At 66.4% G+C, this 15,668-nt stretch carries 15 protein-coding genes; 5 read left to right on the top strand and 10 right to left on the bottom strand.

Translation table 11 applies throughout. From position 1 onward, the window contains the following. Positions 1-15: 15 nt before the first annotated feature. Complete coding sequence (locus F468_RS0112685) at positions 16-1,446, bottom strand: mannose-1-phosphate guanylyltransferase/mannose-6-phosphate isomerase (RefSeq protein WP_018173901.1); 1,431 nt, start codon at positions 1,444-1,446, stop codon at positions 16-18. Positions 1,447-1,451: 5 nt separating this feature from the next. Next, on the bottom strand, positions 1,452-2,798 hold the full coding sequence (locus F468_RS0112680) for a phosphomannomutase/phosphoglucomutase (RefSeq protein WP_018173902.1): 1,347 nt from the start codon (positions 2,796-2,798) through the stop codon (positions 1,452-1,454). 183 nt (positions 2,799-2,981) lie between these two features. Between F468_RS0112680 and F468_RS0112675 the strand changes: the two genes are divergently transcribed. Then, a complete protein-coding gene (locus tag F468_RS0112675; protein ID WP_018994312.1) occupies positions 2,982-3,743 on the top strand; it encodes a class I SAM-dependent methyltransferase in 762 nt (253 codons plus the stop codon). 78 nt (positions 3,744-3,821) lie between these two features. Here F468_RS0112675 and F468_RS0112670 read toward each other — a convergent pair whose 3' ends face one another. From F468_RS0112670 to F468_RS0112655, 4 genes are all read right to left on the bottom strand, one after another. Continuing rightward, positions 3,822-5,096: a sensor domain-containing diguanylate cyclase gene (locus F468_RS0112670; protein ID WP_018649555.1), complete on the bottom strand. Its 1,275-nt coding sequence runs from the start codon at positions 5,094-5,096 to the stop codon at positions 3,822-3,824. A gap of 68 nt (positions 5,097-5,164) precedes the next feature. Further along, complete coding sequence (locus F468_RS0112665; protein WP_018995311.1) at positions 5,165-5,557, bottom strand: CBS domain-containing protein; 393 nt, start codon at positions 5,555-5,557, stop codon at positions 5,165-5,167. A 13-nt stretch (positions 5,558-5,570) separates the two neighbouring features. Beyond that, positions 5,571-5,918 (bottom strand): hypothetical protein, encoded by a 348-nt coding sequence (locus tag F468_RS0112660; protein WP_018173905.1) that lies wholly within the window; start codon positions 5,916-5,918, stop codon positions 5,571-5,573. After that, positions 5,915-7,435 carry a DUF1538 domain-containing protein gene (locus F468_RS0112655; protein WP_018139704.1) on the bottom strand — a complete coding sequence of 507 codons (1,521 nt, stop codon included), beginning with the start codon at positions 7,433-7,435 and terminating at the stop codon, positions 5,915-5,917. The genes F468_RS0112660 and F468_RS0112655 overlap by 4 nt, the downstream gene beginning before the upstream one ends. 60 nt (positions 7,436-7,495) lie before the next feature. Here F468_RS0112655 and F468_RS0112650 point away from each other — a divergent pair, with 60 nt between their 5' ends. After that, entirely contained in the window at positions 7,496-8,200 is a 705-nt protein-coding gene (locus F468_RS0112650; protein ID WP_018173907.1) for an SDR family NAD(P)-dependent oxidoreductase, read from the top strand. Between the two features lie 92 nt (positions 8,201-8,292). Beyond that, positions 8,293-8,943, top strand: coding sequence for an OmpW family protein (locus F468_RS0112645; RefSeq protein WP_018139702.1), 651 nt, complete (start codon positions 8,293-8,295; stop codon positions 8,941-8,943). A gap of 6 nt (positions 8,944-8,949) precedes the next feature. Here F468_RS0112645 and F468_RS0112640 read toward each other — a convergent pair whose 3' ends face one another. The 3 genes from F468_RS0112640 to F468_RS0112630 are packed head-to-tail and all read right to left on the bottom strand — an operon-like array spanning position 8,950 to position 12,486. Then, positions 8,950-9,369, bottom strand: coding sequence for an HIT domain-containing protein (locus F468_RS0112640; protein ID WP_018995310.1), 420 nt, complete (start codon positions 9,367-9,369; stop codon positions 8,950-8,952). Then, positions 9,366-11,342, bottom strand: a complete 1,977-nt coding sequence (locus tag F468_RS0112635) for a M1 family metallopeptidase (RefSeq protein ID WP_018995309.1) — start codon at positions 11,340-11,342, stop codon at positions 9,366-9,368. The genes F468_RS0112640 and F468_RS0112635 overlap by 4 nt, the downstream gene beginning before the upstream one ends. Positions 11,343-11,355: 13 nt before the next feature. Next, positions 11,356-12,486 carry a ChaN family lipoprotein gene (locus tag F468_RS0112630; RefSeq protein ID WP_018139699.1) on the bottom strand — a complete coding sequence of 377 codons (1,131 nt, stop codon included), beginning with the start codon at positions 12,484-12,486 and terminating at the stop codon, positions 11,356-11,358. 123 nt (positions 12,487-12,609) lie between these two features. Between F468_RS0112630 and F468_RS0112625 the strand changes: the two genes are divergently transcribed. After that, on the top strand, positions 12,610-13,398 hold the full coding sequence (locus F468_RS0112625; protein ID WP_018995308.1) for an FkbM family methyltransferase: 789 nt from the start codon (positions 12,610-12,612) through the stop codon (positions 13,396-13,398). Between the two features lie 32 nt (positions 13,399-13,430). Then, positions 13,431-14,234 carry a creatininase family protein gene (locus F468_RS0112620; protein ID WP_018139697.1) on the top strand — a complete coding sequence of 268 codons (804 nt, stop codon included), beginning with the start codon at positions 13,431-13,433 and terminating at the stop codon, positions 14,232-14,234. 8 nt (positions 14,235-14,242) lie between these two features. Here F468_RS0112620 and F468_RS0112615 read toward each other — a convergent pair whose 3' ends face one another. Continuing rightward, positions 14,243-15,634 carry a M17 family metallopeptidase gene (locus F468_RS0112615; protein WP_018995307.1) on the bottom strand — a complete coding sequence of 464 codons (1,392 nt, stop codon included), beginning with the start codon at positions 15,632-15,634 and terminating at the stop codon, positions 14,243-14,245. Between the last annotated feature and the right edge of the window lie 34 nt (positions 15,635-15,668).

Here is a 15,668-nt window from a genome sequence, read left to right as displayed (position 1 = left end):
CCGCTCGGGCGGTATTCAGACGCGGCCGTAGAGGTCCTCCAGCCGCACGATGTCGTCCTCGCCCAGATAGCTGCCGGACTGGATCTCGATCAGCTCCAGCGGGATCGCGCCCGGGTTCTCCAGCGAATGGATCTGCCCGATCGGCACATAGGTGGACTGGTTCTCCGTCACCAGATAGGTCTCCTCGCCGTTGCGCACCCGCGCGGTGCCGCTGACGACCACCCAGTGTTCCGCGCGATGGTGATGCATCTGCAGCGAAAGCTTCGCCCCGGGTTTTACGGTAATGCGCTTGACCTGATAGCGCCGCCCGACGTCGACACACTCGTAGCAGCCCCAGGGGCGATACACCGCCGGGTGGTCCACATGCTCGCTGCGGTTGTCCGACTTCAGCCGCTCGACGATGCGCTTGACGTCCTGCACGCGGTCGCGGTCCGCCACCAGCACCGCATCGCGGGTGGCGACCACCGCGAGGTTGCGCAGGCCAATCCCCGCGACCAGCAGGCCGTCGGCATCGACCACGCAGCCCTCGCTGTCCTCCAGCAGGCAATCGCCGCGCAGGGTATTGCCCTGCGCGTCAGTGCCGCGCACCCCAGCCAGCGCGGACCACGAGCCGATATCGCTCCAGCCCGCGGCCAGGGGCGTGACCGCCGCGCGGTCGGTGCGCTCCATCACGGCGTAGTCCACCGAGATGTTCGGGGCCCGGGCAAACGCCTCCGGGGCTACGCGCAGGAAATCGAGGTCCTCGCGCGCCCCCTCCAGCGCGGCCTGACAGGCCGTAACGATCTCGGGCTCGAAGCGCTCCAGCTCCTGCATATACTGCGAGGCACGGAATACGAACATGCCGCTGTTCCAGAGATAGCCCCCCTGGCTCAGGTACTCGCGCGCCGTGGCAGCATCGGGCTTTTCGACAAAACGCGCGACCCGCGCACCGGCCTCGCCCAGCGACTCGCCCTGCTGGATATAGCCATAACCGGTCTCCGGCGTCACCGGCACGATCCCAAAGGTGACCAGATAGCCGGCCTCCGCCAGCGCCACGGCGCGGCCCACGGCAGCCTTGAAGGCATCGCCATCGCCGATGTGGTGATCCGCGGCCAGGACCAGCAGCAACGGGTCGTCGCCTTCCGCGCGGGCCTGCAGCGCCGCCAGGGCAATCGCCGGGGCCGTGTTGCGCCCCTCCGGTTCCAGCAGGATGCGCGCCTGTTCGACACCAATCGCGCGCAATTGCTCGGCGGCGAGGAAGCGGTGCTCCACGTTGGCCAGCACCATTGGTGCCGCCGCATGCAGGCCCTCCAGGCGCGCGACAGTTTGTTGCAGCAGCGTCTGGTCGCCGGTCAGGGGCAGGAACTGCTTCGGGTAATGGCTGCGCGACACCGGCCACAGCCGCGTGCCGGTACCGCCGGCCAGGATCACCGGTTGCAGCTGGTTCTGGGTATCGGCAGGCGCCATCGTTGTTATCCCCGTATCAGGCGGGAAAGCTCTTCCACGCGACGCTCCAGCAGGGCCGGATCAGCGCGGGTCTCGACGTTCAGCCGCAACAGCGGTTCGGTGTTGGAGCTGCGCAGGTTGAAGCGCCAGTCCGGGAACTCGAGGCTGACGCCGTCGGTGCGATCTTCCTCGCCACCCTGACCCTCAAGGGCCGCGAGAACGCGATCCGTGGCGGCTTCGACGTCCGCGACCTCGAAGTTCAGCTCGCCGCTGCAGGGGTAGCGCGCCATGCGCTCGGCCACCATTTCGCCCAGCGACTGACCTCGGCGCCCCATCAACTCGGCGACCCGCAGCCACGGCAGCATCCCGCTATCGCAGTAGTAAAAGTCCCGGAAGTAGTGATGCGCGCTCATCTCGCCGCCGTAGATGGCGTCCTCGTGGCGCAGGCGCTCCTTCATGAATGCGTGCCCGGTCTTGGACTGGACGGGCTCGCCACCCGCCGCTCGCACCATCTCGATGGTGTTCCAGGTCAGCCGCGGGTCGTGGACGATCCGCTCGCCGGGTTGCCCGCCTTCCAGGCAGGCCTGAGCCAGCAGCCCCACAATGTAGTAGCCCTCGATGAAATTCCCCGCTGCATCGAACAGGAAGCAGCGATCGAAGTCGCCATCCCAGGCCACACCCAGATCCGCGCCATGCTTGCGCACGGCGTCGGCCGTGGCCGCACGGTTCTCCGGCAACAGCGGGTTGGGGATGCCATTGGGGAAATGTCCGTCCGGCTCGAAATTCACGCGGATCAGCTCGAACGGCAGATGAGGCTCCAGTGCCTCCAGCACCGGGCCCGCACCGCCATTGCCCGGGTTTACGACTACGCGCAGCTTCGGCAGCGCCTCTCGGTCGACCGATGCGAGCAGCCGGGCGATATAGTCCGGCCGATGGTCCAGCGGATGTACCTGGCCTTGTGGCATGGGGCGGAAGTCGCCGCGCTCTGCGCATGCCTGGATCGCCTGCAGCCCGGAGTCCCCGCTGATCGGTCGCGCCTCGCCGCGCACGAGCTTGAGCCCGTTGTAATCCAGTGGGTTGTGGCTCGCGGTAACCATCACCCCGCCACCAGCCCCGTAGTGCGCAGTCGCAAAGTAGACCTCTTCGGTCCCGCACAGACCGATATCGGCCACGTCGCTACCGCCGGCGGTGAGTCCTTCGATCAGGGCCTGGGCCAGTGTCGGGCTGGAGAGGCGGATATCGTGTCCGACCACCGTACGGCCGGGCCGGACCTCTTCGGCAAAGGCGCGTCCGATGGCGTATACCACCTCGGGGTTGAGTTGATCCGGCACGCGGCCGCGTACGTCGTACGCCTTGAAGCAATCGATCTTCATGCAGTTCCCTTCCGGCCCCCTCCGACTCCCGGCACCGCCGGCAGCGCGCACTCCTTTCTCCTCATGATACATAGCAGAGCCGCAGCATGATGCGACGGAGGTTACAACGACCTCAGTAGGTTTACTTGACGCTTGCGGCTCATGCCCCTGAACATGGTGGGTTTATCCAACGAGGAGAAGCCGATGAGTGAGCCGCAAGTGAAGACCGAGGAGAAGAAGCAGCATTTCGACGATATCTACGTCGCCGAGACCCCGGTGCCGTTCAAGGAGCGCATCATCGACGCGCTCGATTACATCTCCGACGACTTCAACCGGCAAACCTTCGACCGGCTGATTCTCCCCTGGGCGCAGCAACAGGCTGACGCAGGCAAGACCCTGAATTACGTCGATCTGTGCTGCTGCTTTGGCAACACCACCATGGCGGCCGTGCACGGCATGGATGTCGAGGCAATCCGCGCCAACTGGGCCGACGAGCAGGCCTGCAAGACGGTTGCTGCCCCGCGCCGTCTGCCCATCAAAACGACCGGCATCGACATCTCCGGCAACGCCCTCGCCTACGGCAAGAGCTCGGGTCTGTTCGACCAGACCTTCGAGGCTGACCTGAACCAGGCCGACGCCGACACGCGCAACGCGATCGAGCAGTCGATGGAAGAGGCAGACATCGTCATCTCCACCGCATCGCTGGTCTATCTGGACCCCCCGGCCATCGAGAGCCTGGTGGACGCCTTCGCGCGGGGCAAGGGCGAAGGCTACATGCTGGTGAATTTTCTCAACCCCTTCGCACTAGAAAAAGCGGACGCCACCAAGCGTTTGTTGCTGAATCGTCTGGACTTTGTCGGCAGTACTGCGACCCGTCACCGTCGTATGTCCCCGCTGGAGCAGGAAAACTACCCCGGCGAAGACTGGGCCCTGCTGGAAATCTGGGTGCTGCGTCGCCGCGGGTAAGCCGTTACCGGCGCCTTCAGCGCATCAAGGAAAAGGCCGGCGTTCGCCGGCCTTTTTTGTGTCTCCGTCACCGGATACCTAGAGCGCGACCACACGATCGCGCCCTGCCCGCTTGGCCTGGTACATCGCCTCGTCAGCCCGCCGCGCGAGGAGCTTGGCGCTGTCACCGGAGGCCCGTTCGGCGACCCCGAAGCTGGCGGTGACGCCCGGCACCCCGGGCACGCTCATCGCAGCGACCGCCTGGCGCAGCTTTTCGGCCATGGCCGTCGCACCCACCAGCCGGGTCTCGGGCACCAAGATGATGAACTCTTCTCCGCCCCAACGACCGAGGGTATCCGCGTCGCGCAGTTCCGCACTCACGGTCTTCGCCAGCGCTTTAAGGACTTCGTCGCCGGCATCGTGGCCGTAACGGTCATTCACCGCCTTGAAGTGATCCAGATCGAACATGATCAGGCTCAGCGGACGACCATAGCGCTGGCTGCGCTCGATCTCCGCCTCCAGCGTGTTCCCGAGGCTCAGGCGATTCGCGACGCCGGTCAGCCAGTCGGTATGCGCCACACGCCGGATCTCGTCCTCCATGCGCACCCGGTCGGTCACGTCCTTGCCCAGGGCGACGTAATGCGAAATCTCGCCGTGGTCATCGAGTACCGGGGTGATCGTCTGCTCCAGATGGATCAGAGATCCATCGCGACGCCGATTCACGAACTCGCCCCGGAAGGTCTCGCCGCGCTCCAGCGACTCCCACATCCCGCGATAAAAGGCATCGTCGTGACTGCCCGATCTGAAGCGTCGCGGATTCGCGCCCAGGACATCGCGGCGCGAATAGCCCATGAGCTCCTCGAAGGCGGCATTAACGTAGGTAATCGTACCTTCAGGATCGGTGATCAGGACCGGATCACCCGACACTTCCAGCGCGGTCGACAGCAGTCTTAACTGCTCGTCGCGTTCCCGTTCGGCGGTCACGTCCTGCTGCAGTGATACGTAATGCGTAATCCGTTCCGGCGCATCGTCGGCATACACGGGCGAGATATGCCAGCGCACCACGTAGGTACTGCCATCCTTGCGATAGTTGATCGCCTCGCCGTCAAACATCTCGCCCGCATCCAGCGCGGCGCGCAGGCGGTCGAGGATTACCCGTGATGTCCGCGGCCCCTGCAGCAGGCGCGGGGTCTTGCCCAGCACCTCGTCGGCCGCGTACCCGGTCATCTGTTCGAAGCCGGCATTCACGTAGACGATGCGTGGCCCGTCGTCCAGGTCCGCGTCCGTGATCAGAACAGAGTGGCTCGACTGGTCGATGGCTGCATCCAGCAGCCGGAGTTTCTCGAACCCCTCGATGTACGCGACAGTGGCCACGGGACTCCTTTGAAATGGATCAGCCTGGGACCGGCACTACCGGTCCGAGTGTCCCGCGGCGGGGAGGTTCATTCCATATCCGCCATTTCGAGAATCGAGCCCACGATATCGCTGGTGGTAACGATTCCTTCCAGGGTATTGCCCCGCAGCACGACCAGGCGCCGGATGCCCTGATTGACCATCAGCCGCGCCACGTACTTCACGTCCATCTCGGCCGGCACGGTGATCACCGGCTTCGCACAGACATCGTAGACGTTGGAGAGGTCGATATCGCCCTCCTCCGCCACGATGGTCTTCAGGATTGTTGTGTAGGTGATGATCCCGTAGGCGTCGTGATCGTGCTGCTTGTCCACCACCAGGGACTTCACGTTGTGCCGCCGCATCAGCTGCATCGCCTCGCGCAGCGGCGCGAGCGGCGACACGGTAATCACATTGGGCTTCAGGATGTCGCTTACCAGCATGCTCGAGTCCTCCTCAGATCTCTTCCTTTACGTGTTCCTGGAACTGCTCGATCTGCTTGCGCCCGATCCCGGCCAGGTGGGCAATATCCACGGTGAATGCAACGCCGCGCGGGTCTCCTTCGAGTTCCAGGTCCTGACTGATGACCTTGAGCACGTTCAGCGCGACCTTCTTTTCCAGCACCCACATCAGCACCGACTGGCTGCCCTCGTAGGTCATGCCCAGAAACGTCTTGCGGGCCTCCGCGCCGATACCGCGGGCATCCATGATCGTGACGCCGCCGGCGCCCGCGGCCTTGGCCGTCTCGATGGCCCGCTGCTCGAGGTCATCCGGAAGCACGGCGATCAGTGCCGAAAATCTCATGGCGAATCCTCCTGTTGTGCGCGGCCCCTGCCGGTCCAGCGCTCGTAGATATCCACCAGGATGGCGTAGACCATCACGGTGACGATGGGGAAGATCGACGCGAAGGCGATCAGGCCGAAGCCGTCGATCAGGACATTACGGTCTTCCAGATGCGTGGCCAGCCCGATCCCGAGGGCCGTGACCAGGGGTACGGTCACCTCGGAGGTCGTCACCCCGCCCAAGTCGAAGGCGAGCGCCACGATCTGCTTGGGGGCGAGGATCGTCAGCACGATCACCAGCAGGTAGCCAGCCATGATGTATTGATGGATGGAGTCGCCCACCAGGATGCGGTGCACGCCAATGGTGATACCGATTGCGACCCCCAGCGCCACCAGGATGCGGATTACATTGCCGCGTAATGAACCGCGCGCCGCCTCCTCGGCCTTCTGGCCAATCGCGATGAGCGCGGGCTCCGCCATCGTGGTCGCAAATCCGATGGAAAACGCGAACAGGTAGACCCACAGGAACAGTTCGTTGGTGATCAACTGCTCGGCCATGCTCTCGCCGATCGGGAACAGGCCCAGCTTGAGCCCGACCACGAAGGCGTACAGGCCCAGCACGACCAGCACGAAGCCGAAAATCACCCGCGGCAGATACGGGATGCGCTTGCGCAGCACGAAGTACTGGAACACCACAATCACCGCGATGATCGGTGCGACATCGCGAAGCATCAGTAGCAGGTCCATCCCCATCGCGGAGAGCCAGTGTTCCTCGCCCGCACCCGGAAGGTCCGTGTCCGCATCCATGGCCGCGGTCTCGCCATTGCCCGGGGCGTCGACCTCCGCGCCGGCGAACACAATGATTCCGTAGAGCTGCACCGTGATCATTGGCACCATCACGGCAAGCGCCACCAGGCCAAAGCCGTCGCGCAGTGGATTGCGCCCGCTGATCGAGGCCGCCAGGCCGAGGCCCAGCGCCGCGACCAGCGGGACGGTCACGATGTTCGTGGTCACCCCGCCCGAGTCGTAGGCCAGGCCGACGATCTCCTCGGGGGCGAAGAAGGTGACCAGCACCACCAGCACGTAGCCGCTCAGAATGTACCAGTGCAGCGGATGGCCCATGACCGTGCGCAGGATGCCCAGCGCCACCACGGCACCCACGGACAACGCGACAATCAGGCGCAGGACCAAGCCCTCGATCCGTCCCTCGCTGATCAGCTCCGCCTGCTCCGCCACAGCGATCAGGGCCGGTTCCGCGATCACGGTAGCGAAGCCGAGGGTAAAGCCGAACGCCATCAGCAGGAGCAGCGAACCGCGCCGGGCCAGCGCGTTGGACAGGTTCTTGCCGATGGGGAAGATCCCCATCTCCAGGCCCTGCAGGAACAGTGCCACGCCAAAGACCACGATGGCCAGCCCGATCACCATGGACAGCAGGCCATCCGGCACCGTACGCAGCACCAGCGCCTGGAACACCGCAACCACGATCACGATGGGCGCAAGATTGCGCGCCGCATGGCCCAGCGTGTGGAGAAAGTTCATGCGCTCCCTTGCCGAGGCATGGCCCCGGAATCAATTCCCCGCGCCGTGGTCGCAGGCAGTATGGAATCCCTGCAGATACCCTATCGCGCCGTGGTCGTCGGTGCCACGGGCGGGCTCGGCGCCGCGTTTGTTGAGCATCTTGAAAACGACCCGAACTGCGGGTGCGTAGTGGCACTTGGCCGCCACAGCGAACCGCCCGTCGATCTCCTCGACGAAACCAGCATCGAACACGCCGCTGGCTGGCTACGCAAACAAGCGCCCGAATGGGATCTAATCCTGGACGCCACCGGCATCCTGACCATCGACGGCCACGGCCCGGAGAAGCGTCTGCGCGATCTCGATCCGGCGATCATGGCGCGCTCGTTTGCCATCAATGCCATCGGCCCGGCCCTGCTGTTCAAACACCTGGCACCTTTGTTGCCGCGTCAGCGCAAGGGCATCCTGGCGACCCTATCGGCCCGAGTCGGCTCCATCGAGGACAACCAGCTGGGTGGATGGGTGAGCTACCGCGCTTCCAAGGCCGCTCTCAACCAGATTGTCCGCACGACGGCGCTGGAGCTGCGCTTCAGCCATCGCCAAGCCGCGGTGATCGCCCTGCAGCCGGGGACCTGTGCGACCCGCCTGTCGGAGCCCTATCGGGCCCGCGCCCCGGAAGTGCTCGCGCCGGAATACGCCACCGGCGAACTCCTGAAGGTGCTGGATCGTCTGGAGGCATCGGACTCCGGGAACTTCTACGACTTCGAGGGCCAGCGGCTGCCGTTCTGAAAACTATTGTCGCTCGTGATCTGCATCAACAAGTGCTAATACCAGGCGGGCAATAGTACCTCTGAACCATCACATTGTCGGAGGAACCGAACATGCGCCGTACCCTGACCTTTCGTGCCCTAGCCCTGGCCGGCCTGCTGGCCCCGGCGGCCCTCATCCCGGCCCAAGCGGCCGCCGCCAGCGCGGATGTCTCCGCCGGCGACTGGCTGCTGCGCGGCGGCCTGACCTACATCTCGCCGAAGTCCGACAACGGCGAACTGACGGGAGATGACCTGAGCGTGGACGTCGGTTCCAGCACGCGCCCGACCGGCACTGCGACCTACATGCTCACTGACAACCTGGGTCTGGAGCTGCTGGTCGGGATCCCGTTCAAGCACGACATCGCGTTGGAAGGTCTGGGCAACGTCGGCTACACCCGACACCTGCCGCCGACCCTGAGCCTGCAGTACCACTTCAACACCGGCTCGGCGTTCCGCCCGTACCTGGGGGCGGGCGTGAACTACACCCACTTCTTTGACACGACCACCCGCGGTGCACTGTCCGACAGCCGCCTGCGGCTCGACGACTCCTGGGGTGTCGCTCTGCAAGCCGGGATCGACATCGCGCTGGATGACAACTGGTTCCTGAACACCGAGGTGCGCTGGATCGACATCGAGAGCACCGCGCGTCTCGACGGCCAGCGTATCGGGACGGTCGAGATCGACCCGTGGACCTTCGGGATGAACGTCGGCTACCGCTTCTAAGCCGGCCTAGCCCAGTCGTTCCACGAGGCCGAGGACCCGCTGCATGCGGTCCTCGGCCTCGTTCTTTTCCAGGCCCCGCTCGGCGGGGACGCCCCAGACCGGGCCCGGCCAGGCCGGATCGCCCGGCTGACGGGCGACATGGTGCAGGTGCAGCTGCCCGACGATATTGCCCAGCTTTGCCACATTCAGCGTCTGCGGCTCGAAGGCCGCCTGCATCGCCCGCGCCAGGACCAAAGACTCCCGTGCCAGCATTGCCGCATCGTCGGACCCAAGGTCATGCAACTCGCGTAAACCTGCGCGGCGCGGGACCAGGATGAACCACGGAATTGCCGCATGATCCATCATCAGCAGCGTCGACAGGGGCCAGTCCGCGACAAACCAGGTATCGGCATGCAGGCGCGCATCCAGCTCGAACGCTTCCTTCATTGCAGCTCCTTCCAGATCCCCGGCGTGGCCCAGTGCCCCGTGCGGCGCTCTTCGCCTTCCAGCAGGACATAGCTGTAATGCGCGCGGTGGCGCAGCTCGCCCGCCAGCGCACGGCGTTGCTGCGCATCCGAGCCCGAAATCACGATCACATCCTCGCCGGGCACGGCCCAGGCGGCAGCGTCCGGGGGCTCGGGCAGATCACTGTCGATCGCCACCGGCGACTCCGGCCAGTCGCGGGCGCGCAGCCAGTCGCGCACCGAGTCCGGATCACCAAGCACGATGCGGGTACCCTCCACGTTCTGAGTTTGCTCGGGTGCGCGCCCCAGCCAGGGCGCCACCTCGACCGGCCGCGCCGAGCCCAATGCGATCACCTGTGTGTCCGGGTCTAGTGCGGCGCGGCGCAGGATCGCCGGGGATTCGTCTTCGGCCAGATGGCGAAACAGCCGCCAGTCCGGATCGGCGGCGACGCGCAGCGGCGCGGCATCCAGATCCACCTCGAACGCCTTTTCACGGTCGGCCAGCGCAATCCAGAACGTCTCCGCCCCCTGTTTGGTCTCGACCACGAGGGGTACACGCAGATCCCACGGTTCGTCATCGCCGGACTGACGCAACGTACCCGACAGCGTCCACCCATTCGTCTCCTGTTCGACGGCAAGATCGGCCAGTTCAAGTGCCGACGCACCGCGCCGATCAACCCACTGGCGGAAGAACGGTTCCAGATCCTCGTCGGTGGCGGAATCGAAGGCCGCGATCAGCGCATCCCAGTCCGCCTCACGCCCCTTCCAGTCGTTGTAGAGCGTGCGAGCACCTTCGAGAAACGCCTCGCGCCCGATCCAGTCCTCCAGCATCCGCCAGATCATCGCGCCCCGGTGATAGCCGGCGATGCGCAACGCGCCCTGGTTGCCGCCCTGGTACTCCCCATGGGCGCGATCCTCGTCCGCCGGGAGTGCCGCGTAGTCGCGCAGCCACTGGGCTCGCTCCTCGCGCCCCTCACCCGCCTCACGCTTGAACTGGTAGTCCGCCATGTAGGTGGTCAGCCCCTCCGACCAGTTGCCGCCCGAGCGATCGACATAGACCCCCGTGCCCCACCACATGTGCAGGACCTCGTGCCCCAGCGAGGTATGCGGAATGAACGGGAGCGGGATGACTTGTTCGCCCAAGAGCGTAAAACCGGAGAACGCCAGCCCCACCGGCTGCGGCGAGGCCGCCACGGTCAGGCTGCTGTACGGATACGGTCCGATCTCCGATTCGAAACGCTCGATGTACTCGACGGTCTTCTCGCGGTAGGTCTCGCCAAAGGCCTCATGCAGCGACTGCGGGAACAGGGTACGCACCTGCCACCCGTCGCCCTCGATCACGCCCAACTCCCAAATGCCGGAGGCGAGCGCCAGGTGGCGCGCAGCGGGGTGTTGGTAACGGGCCTGATAGCGCTCGCCCTCGCGCGTGTCATCGATCAGCGAGCCGGAGACCACGGCCTTCTGGCCACCGTCCACCGTCAGTTGAATCCGCATGGGCACGGGCTCGTCCTCCAGCGCGGGATACCAGCCCGCCCCCGCTGGCAGAAACCCGGCTTCCTCGCCCAGGAATCCCGAGCCGGGACGCGCCTGATCAGGCCGCGACAACCGAGCGCCATACGCGATCACCAGGAGCCCGGCATCGCGATCGGACAGCGCGCTCCCCAGTTCCAGCCAGCCCGACTCGGTCAGCTCGTGTTCGATGGAGTCACCATCCAGGGTCACGGCATCCACTCCCATGGCGGGATCGAGGCGCAATCGGCTCGGCGGGTCCCGGTCCAGGAGCTCCAGATCCAGCGCCAGACGCCCGTCGAAGGTCGATTCGCCCGGGTGCAGGTGCACGCTCAGGCCGAGCGGGAAGTCGGAATCGGGTTCGGCGTAATCGTTACCGGCCGCCGAAGCGACCGGGAAGCCCAGCAACGCCATAAGGCCCATCGAGATCCACCATGCCGCGCGCATATTGCCCCCTCGTTTAATCGGCGTACGGGAATCGGGCTACGCGCTCTTCGGCCTCGCCGTTGCGCTCGATCTCCAGCGGCAGCCAGGTGCCCGGTGTCACGCGCTGGACGATCCGTTGCAGATCCGACGGGCGCTCCACTGGCTGGTCGCCGGCACGAAGGACTCGGTCGCCCCCCTCCAGGCCCGCGGCCTCACCCACGGAGCCCGACTGCACACCCTGGATGGTCACTCCGCCGTCCTCGTCGCCGCGCAGCTGCACGCCGAGCATCGGTGAAGCGCGGTCAAAGCGATCTCCATCCGTGATGCCGAATACCGCCCGGGCCAGGCCCGGATCGGCCGCGGAACAGTCCTCCCGGTACTCGCGGGGCAGCAGGACCGGGGCCTGTTCATAGCCCAGATCGGCCAGCTGATGCGGCACGCCATGGCCATATTGCAGGTGGCCGGAACCGATGATCCCGACCACCAGCGGCGGCTCGTCCGAAGCCTCCAGGACCTCGGCGATGCCGGCGGCCATCATGCGGTCCCACGCCAGCTGCGACCCGATGAACCGGTCGGAGTCTCGCTCCATGCCCGCCGGATGGCGTTCCATCACCTCCACCAGATACTCGCGGTAGGCCTCGGGCGGATCGGCCGGCTGGCTGACGCCGTAGCGCTCATCCTCCGGGACCGCGTCCCAGCCTTCCTGTCCGAGCCGCTGAACCAGTGCACGTTCGGCGTTCAGCGCCACCAGCGGGACATCATGTACACGGGCAAAATGGAGAATCGGCCAGTACAGCTCCGGGTCGAAGCCCCAGTGGGTATACCAGTCGCTGTCGCGCAGAAATGCATCCGCGTCCAGTTCGCCGGCCACCCACTGATCCAGCACCGGTTGCACGGAGCGCGGCAGCATCTCGAGGCCGATGACCATGTCCGGGCGCTGCCCGTGCAGGGCAGCCAGTGTTCCCAGCTGCCAGCGATGGTGATCCATGCGATCGTGGCGCTCGCCCAGGAGCACCGCATCCGCCTGCGCCAACTCGGCGAACAGCTCCGCGCGATCCAGCTCCTCGCCGGCCGGCGTGGCCCATTGCCCCGGGGCCGGACACGCCGCGCTGGCCACACCGGGCACCAGCGGCGCGGCCAGCATCGCGGCCAGCATCACGCCCATGCCATGCCGTCGGATTACTCTGCCTTGCATGCAATTCTCCTGTTTGAGGCACCATCCCCGGTGATAGACCTACTCTCGGACCCCCCGATGGCCGGCACGTTCCGCGTCCGGTAGCCTGCCGACATGGACACGCCCGAGGACACCGACGCGCGCAACCGGCTCCCCCAGCACCTGCAGGCATGGCTGGGCACCCTGCGCTCGATGGCGATCTACTGGCGACCCGGGCGCCAGGCCGGCCTGCGCCGCCTCTACGCCGCGTTCGTGCGGCCCGGTGACCTCGTGTTCGACATCGGCGCCCATATCGGAGATCGCACCCGCGCCTTCGCCGCACTCGGGGCGCACGTGATCGCGCTCGAGCCGCAGCCCCATATCCTGCGGCTGCTGCGCAAGGCGACCTCCAGGCTCCCCGGCGTGCGCGTTCGCCGCGAGGCCGTGGGGCCCGAGAATGGTACCGCGCAGCTCGAGGTCAGTCGCAGCACCCCGACCGTCTCCTCGGTCTCGCGACGTTTCACAAGCGAGATCGCGAAACGCAATCGCAGCTTCCGCAAGGTGACCTGGGACGACCAGATCGCGGTTCCCATGGTCACCCTGGACCAGCTCATCGCCGATCACGGCCTGCCGGCCTTCTGCAAGATCGATGTCGAGGGTCTGGAGGCCGAGGTCCTGCGCGGACTCAGCCAACCCGTCCCGGCGTTGTCCTTCGAGTTCGTCGCCGGCGCCGACGAGGTCACCGAGGAGTGCCTGGCGCAACTGACCGCCCTGGGTGCCTACGAGTACAACCTGATCGTGGGTGAACAGCGCCGCTTCCGGTTCGACACCTGGCAGAGCGCGGATGCCATCCGCGCCTGGCTGGAACAGCATGTGGAGCGTGTAGGTTCCGGCGACATCTACGCCCGGCTGCGCGGGGCTTGACCCGGACCGCGCTCGCGGACAACGCTGCCTGAATGGACACCCGCACCCTGATCCGCTGGCAGGACCTGACCACCGAGGCCATTGCCGACCATGCCCGTCGCGACGCGGTCGTGGTGCTGCCCATGGCCGCGATCGAGCAGCATGGCCCCCACCTGCCGCTGGAAACGGACCTGCGCATCGGCCTGGGCCTGCTGGACGCGGCGGCGACGATACTCCCGAGCGATCTCGAGCCGCTGGTGCTGCCGCCGCTGGCGATCGCCACCAGCGCCGAACACACCCATTTCGCAGGGACGCTGAGCCTCACACCGGAGACGGCGCTCGCGGTGTTGCGCGAGATCGGCGCGGGCGTCGCCCACGCCGGCTTTCGCCGCCTGGTGCTGGCCAACAGCCACGGGGGCAACACCGCGATCATGGAGCTCGCCGCACTGGATCTGCGCCGGGACCATGGACTGCTGGTCACCAAGCACCACTACTTCCTGCAGCCACTGCCGGACACCATCGACATCCCCGAACGCGAGTGCCGACATGGCCTGCACGGTGGTCTGAGCGAGACCGCAATGATGCGTGTGCTGGCACCGACACTCGTCCAGATGGACCGCGCGCCGGACGCCCGTTCGCTGGGCGAGGATCTCGAGGGCACGACCGGACGCCTGGGTCCCACCGGCGAGACTGCGTTCGCCTGGATGGCGGATGACCTCAATCCAGAGGGCGTCGTAGGCGCCGCGGACCGCGCCACGCCCGAGTTGGGTCAGGCCCTGATCGACCACTACGCCGAGGGGCTGGCCCAGGCGATCACTGATACCGCCGCCTTCCCGATCGAACGCCTCGCCCGCTGAATCCCCGCTTACGCTTTCTGGCTGGCGTAGCGCTCTTCGAGTGCCCCGTGCAGCGCGCGCAGCCCCATCGCCTCGCCCCCCTTGGGGCGGCCCGGCCGGGCGCGCACGTTGAACGCCATGATGTCGAAGTGCAGCCACGGCACGTCTTCCGGCACGAACTCCTTCAGGAACAGCCCTGCGGTGATCGCGCCGGCGTAGCCACCGGTCGAGCTGTTGACGATGTCGGCGACATCGCTGTCCAGCATGTAGCGATACGGAGCATGCAGCGGTAGCGGGCAGACCGGGTCGTCCCAGGCTCTGGCCGGGGCTTCCAGCGCGTTCGCCCAGTTTTCATCGCTGGCAAAGACAGCGCTGATCTCCGTCCCCATCGCGACGCGGGCCGCGCCGGTCAGGGTCGCAAAGTCGACCAGCAGGTCCGGGTGGAAGCTGCCCGCCCGGTCCAGCAGGTCCGCGAGCACCAGCCTTCCTTCCGCGTCGGTGTTGTCCACCTCGATCGTCTTGCCATTGCGCGCGGTCAGCACGTCCCCGGGGCGGAACGCACGCGAACCCACCGCGTTCTCGACCGCGCCGATCAGTACTGTCAGCCGAACCGGCAGTTCCGTCGCCATGATCAGGCGCGCGAGCCCCAGCACGATCGCAGCCCCGCCCATGTCCTTTTTCATCTGGCGCATGGAGTTGCCCGGTTTCAGGTTCAGGCCTCCGGAATCGAAACAGACGCCCTTGCCCACCAGCACGACGGACGGGGCACCCGCGGGGCCCCAGGTGAGTTCGATCACCCGCGGGCCGTGCGCACTCGCCTCGCCCACCGCGTACACGCAGGGGAACGACTTCTCCAGCGCGTCGCTGTCGCTGACCACGTGCAGGCTGCAGCCAAAGGCCTCGGCAAGCTCGCGCGCCGTCAGGGCGAGGTTCGCTGGCATCATGTCGGCGGCCGGGGTGTTGATCAGGTCCCGGGTCATGGCGATGGAATCGATATAGGCCATCACTCGCTTGCGATCGACCGCCTCGGGCCAGACCAGCCTGGGCGCCGGCCGATCCTCGGCCGCCCGATAGCGGTCGAAGCGGTAGCACCCCAGACCCCAGCCGATCGCGGCCTGCTCCTGAGTGGTCGGGTCGAGACCCTCCGTGACCAGGCGATAGTGGCCCGTCGCCAGGATCTCGGCCGCCGCGGCTAGCATCCACAGGGGTGTCTCGGCATCGAATCCCACCAGGACCGCGGCAAGCTGTCCCTGATCCCCGGGAACACGCAGGACCTGCCCGTCCTTGCCCTCGAAGCGCCCCGCCTCGGCCCAGGCACGCCACGTTGGCGGGGCCGCCTCGAGACGGGACTCCAGGGTGTCGGTGGTGACGGGTACCAGATCGATGGCATCGTCGGCGGCTTCAACAAAGGCAGAATCCACGCGGCTTTCCTCCCGGTTCGGTCAAAATGGCCAT

This window comes from Thioalkalivibrio sp. ALJ2, from assembly GCF_000378325.1.
Taxonomy (GTDB): domain Bacteria; phylum Pseudomonadota; class Gammaproteobacteria; order Ectothiorhodospirales; family Ectothiorhodospiraceae; genus Thioalkalivibrio.
Note: the sequence above shows the minus strand (reverse complement) of the source record. Positions and strands in the feature narration are given on the sequence as shown.

Bases quoted from the DNA above. Each gene is read 5' to 3' on its own strand.
- F468_RS0112645 (WP_018139702.1), top strand. From the start codon at position 8,293: ATGCGCCGTACCCTGACCTTTCGTGCCCTAGCCCTGGCCGGCCTGCTG.
- F468_RS0112675 (WP_018994312.1), top strand. From the start codon at position 2,982: ATGAGTGAGCCGCAAGTGAAGACCGAGGAGAAGAAGCAGCATTTCGAC.
- F468_RS0112665 (WP_018995311.1), bottom strand. From the start codon at position 5,557: ATGCTGGTAAGCGACATCCTGAAGCCCAATGTGATTACCGTGTCGCCG.
- F468_RS0112650 (WP_018173907.1), top strand. From the start codon at position 7,496: ATGGAATCCCTGCAGATACCCTATCGCGCCGTGGTCGTCGGTGCCACG.
- F468_RS0112685 (WP_018173901.1), bottom strand. From the start codon at position 1,446: ATGGCGCCTGCCGATACCCAGAACCAGCTGCAACCGGTGATCCTGGCC.
- F468_RS0112625 (WP_018995308.1), top strand. From the start codon at position 12,610: ATGGACACGCCCGAGGACACCGACGCGCGCAACCGGCTCCCCCAGCAC.
- F468_RS0112655 (WP_018139704.1), bottom strand. From the start codon at position 7,435: ATGAACTTTCTCCACACGCTGGGCCATGCGGCGCGCAATCTTGCGCCC.
- F468_RS0112620 (WP_018139697.1), top strand. From the start codon at position 13,431: ATGGACACCCGCACCCTGATCCGCTGGCAGGACCTGACCACCGAGGCC.
- F468_RS0112660 (WP_018173905.1), bottom strand. From the start codon at position 5,918: ATGAGATTTTCGGCACTGATCGCCGTGCTTCCGGATGACCTCGAGCAG.
- F468_RS0112630 (WP_018139699.1), bottom strand. From the start codon at position 12,486: ATGGGCGTGATGCTGGCCGCGATGCTGGCCGCGCCGCTGGTGCCCGGT.
- F468_RS0112680 (WP_018173902.1), bottom strand. From the start codon at position 2,798: ATGAAGATCGATTGCTTCAAGGCGTACGACGTACGCGGCCGCGTGCCG.
- F468_RS0112635 (WP_018995309.1), bottom strand. From the start codon at position 11,342: ATGCGCGCGGCATGGTGGATCTCGATGGGCCTTATGGCGTTGCTGGGC.
- F468_RS0112640 (WP_018995310.1), bottom strand. From the start codon at position 9,369: ATGAAGGAAGCGTTCGAGCTGGATGCGCGCCTGCATGCCGATACCTGG.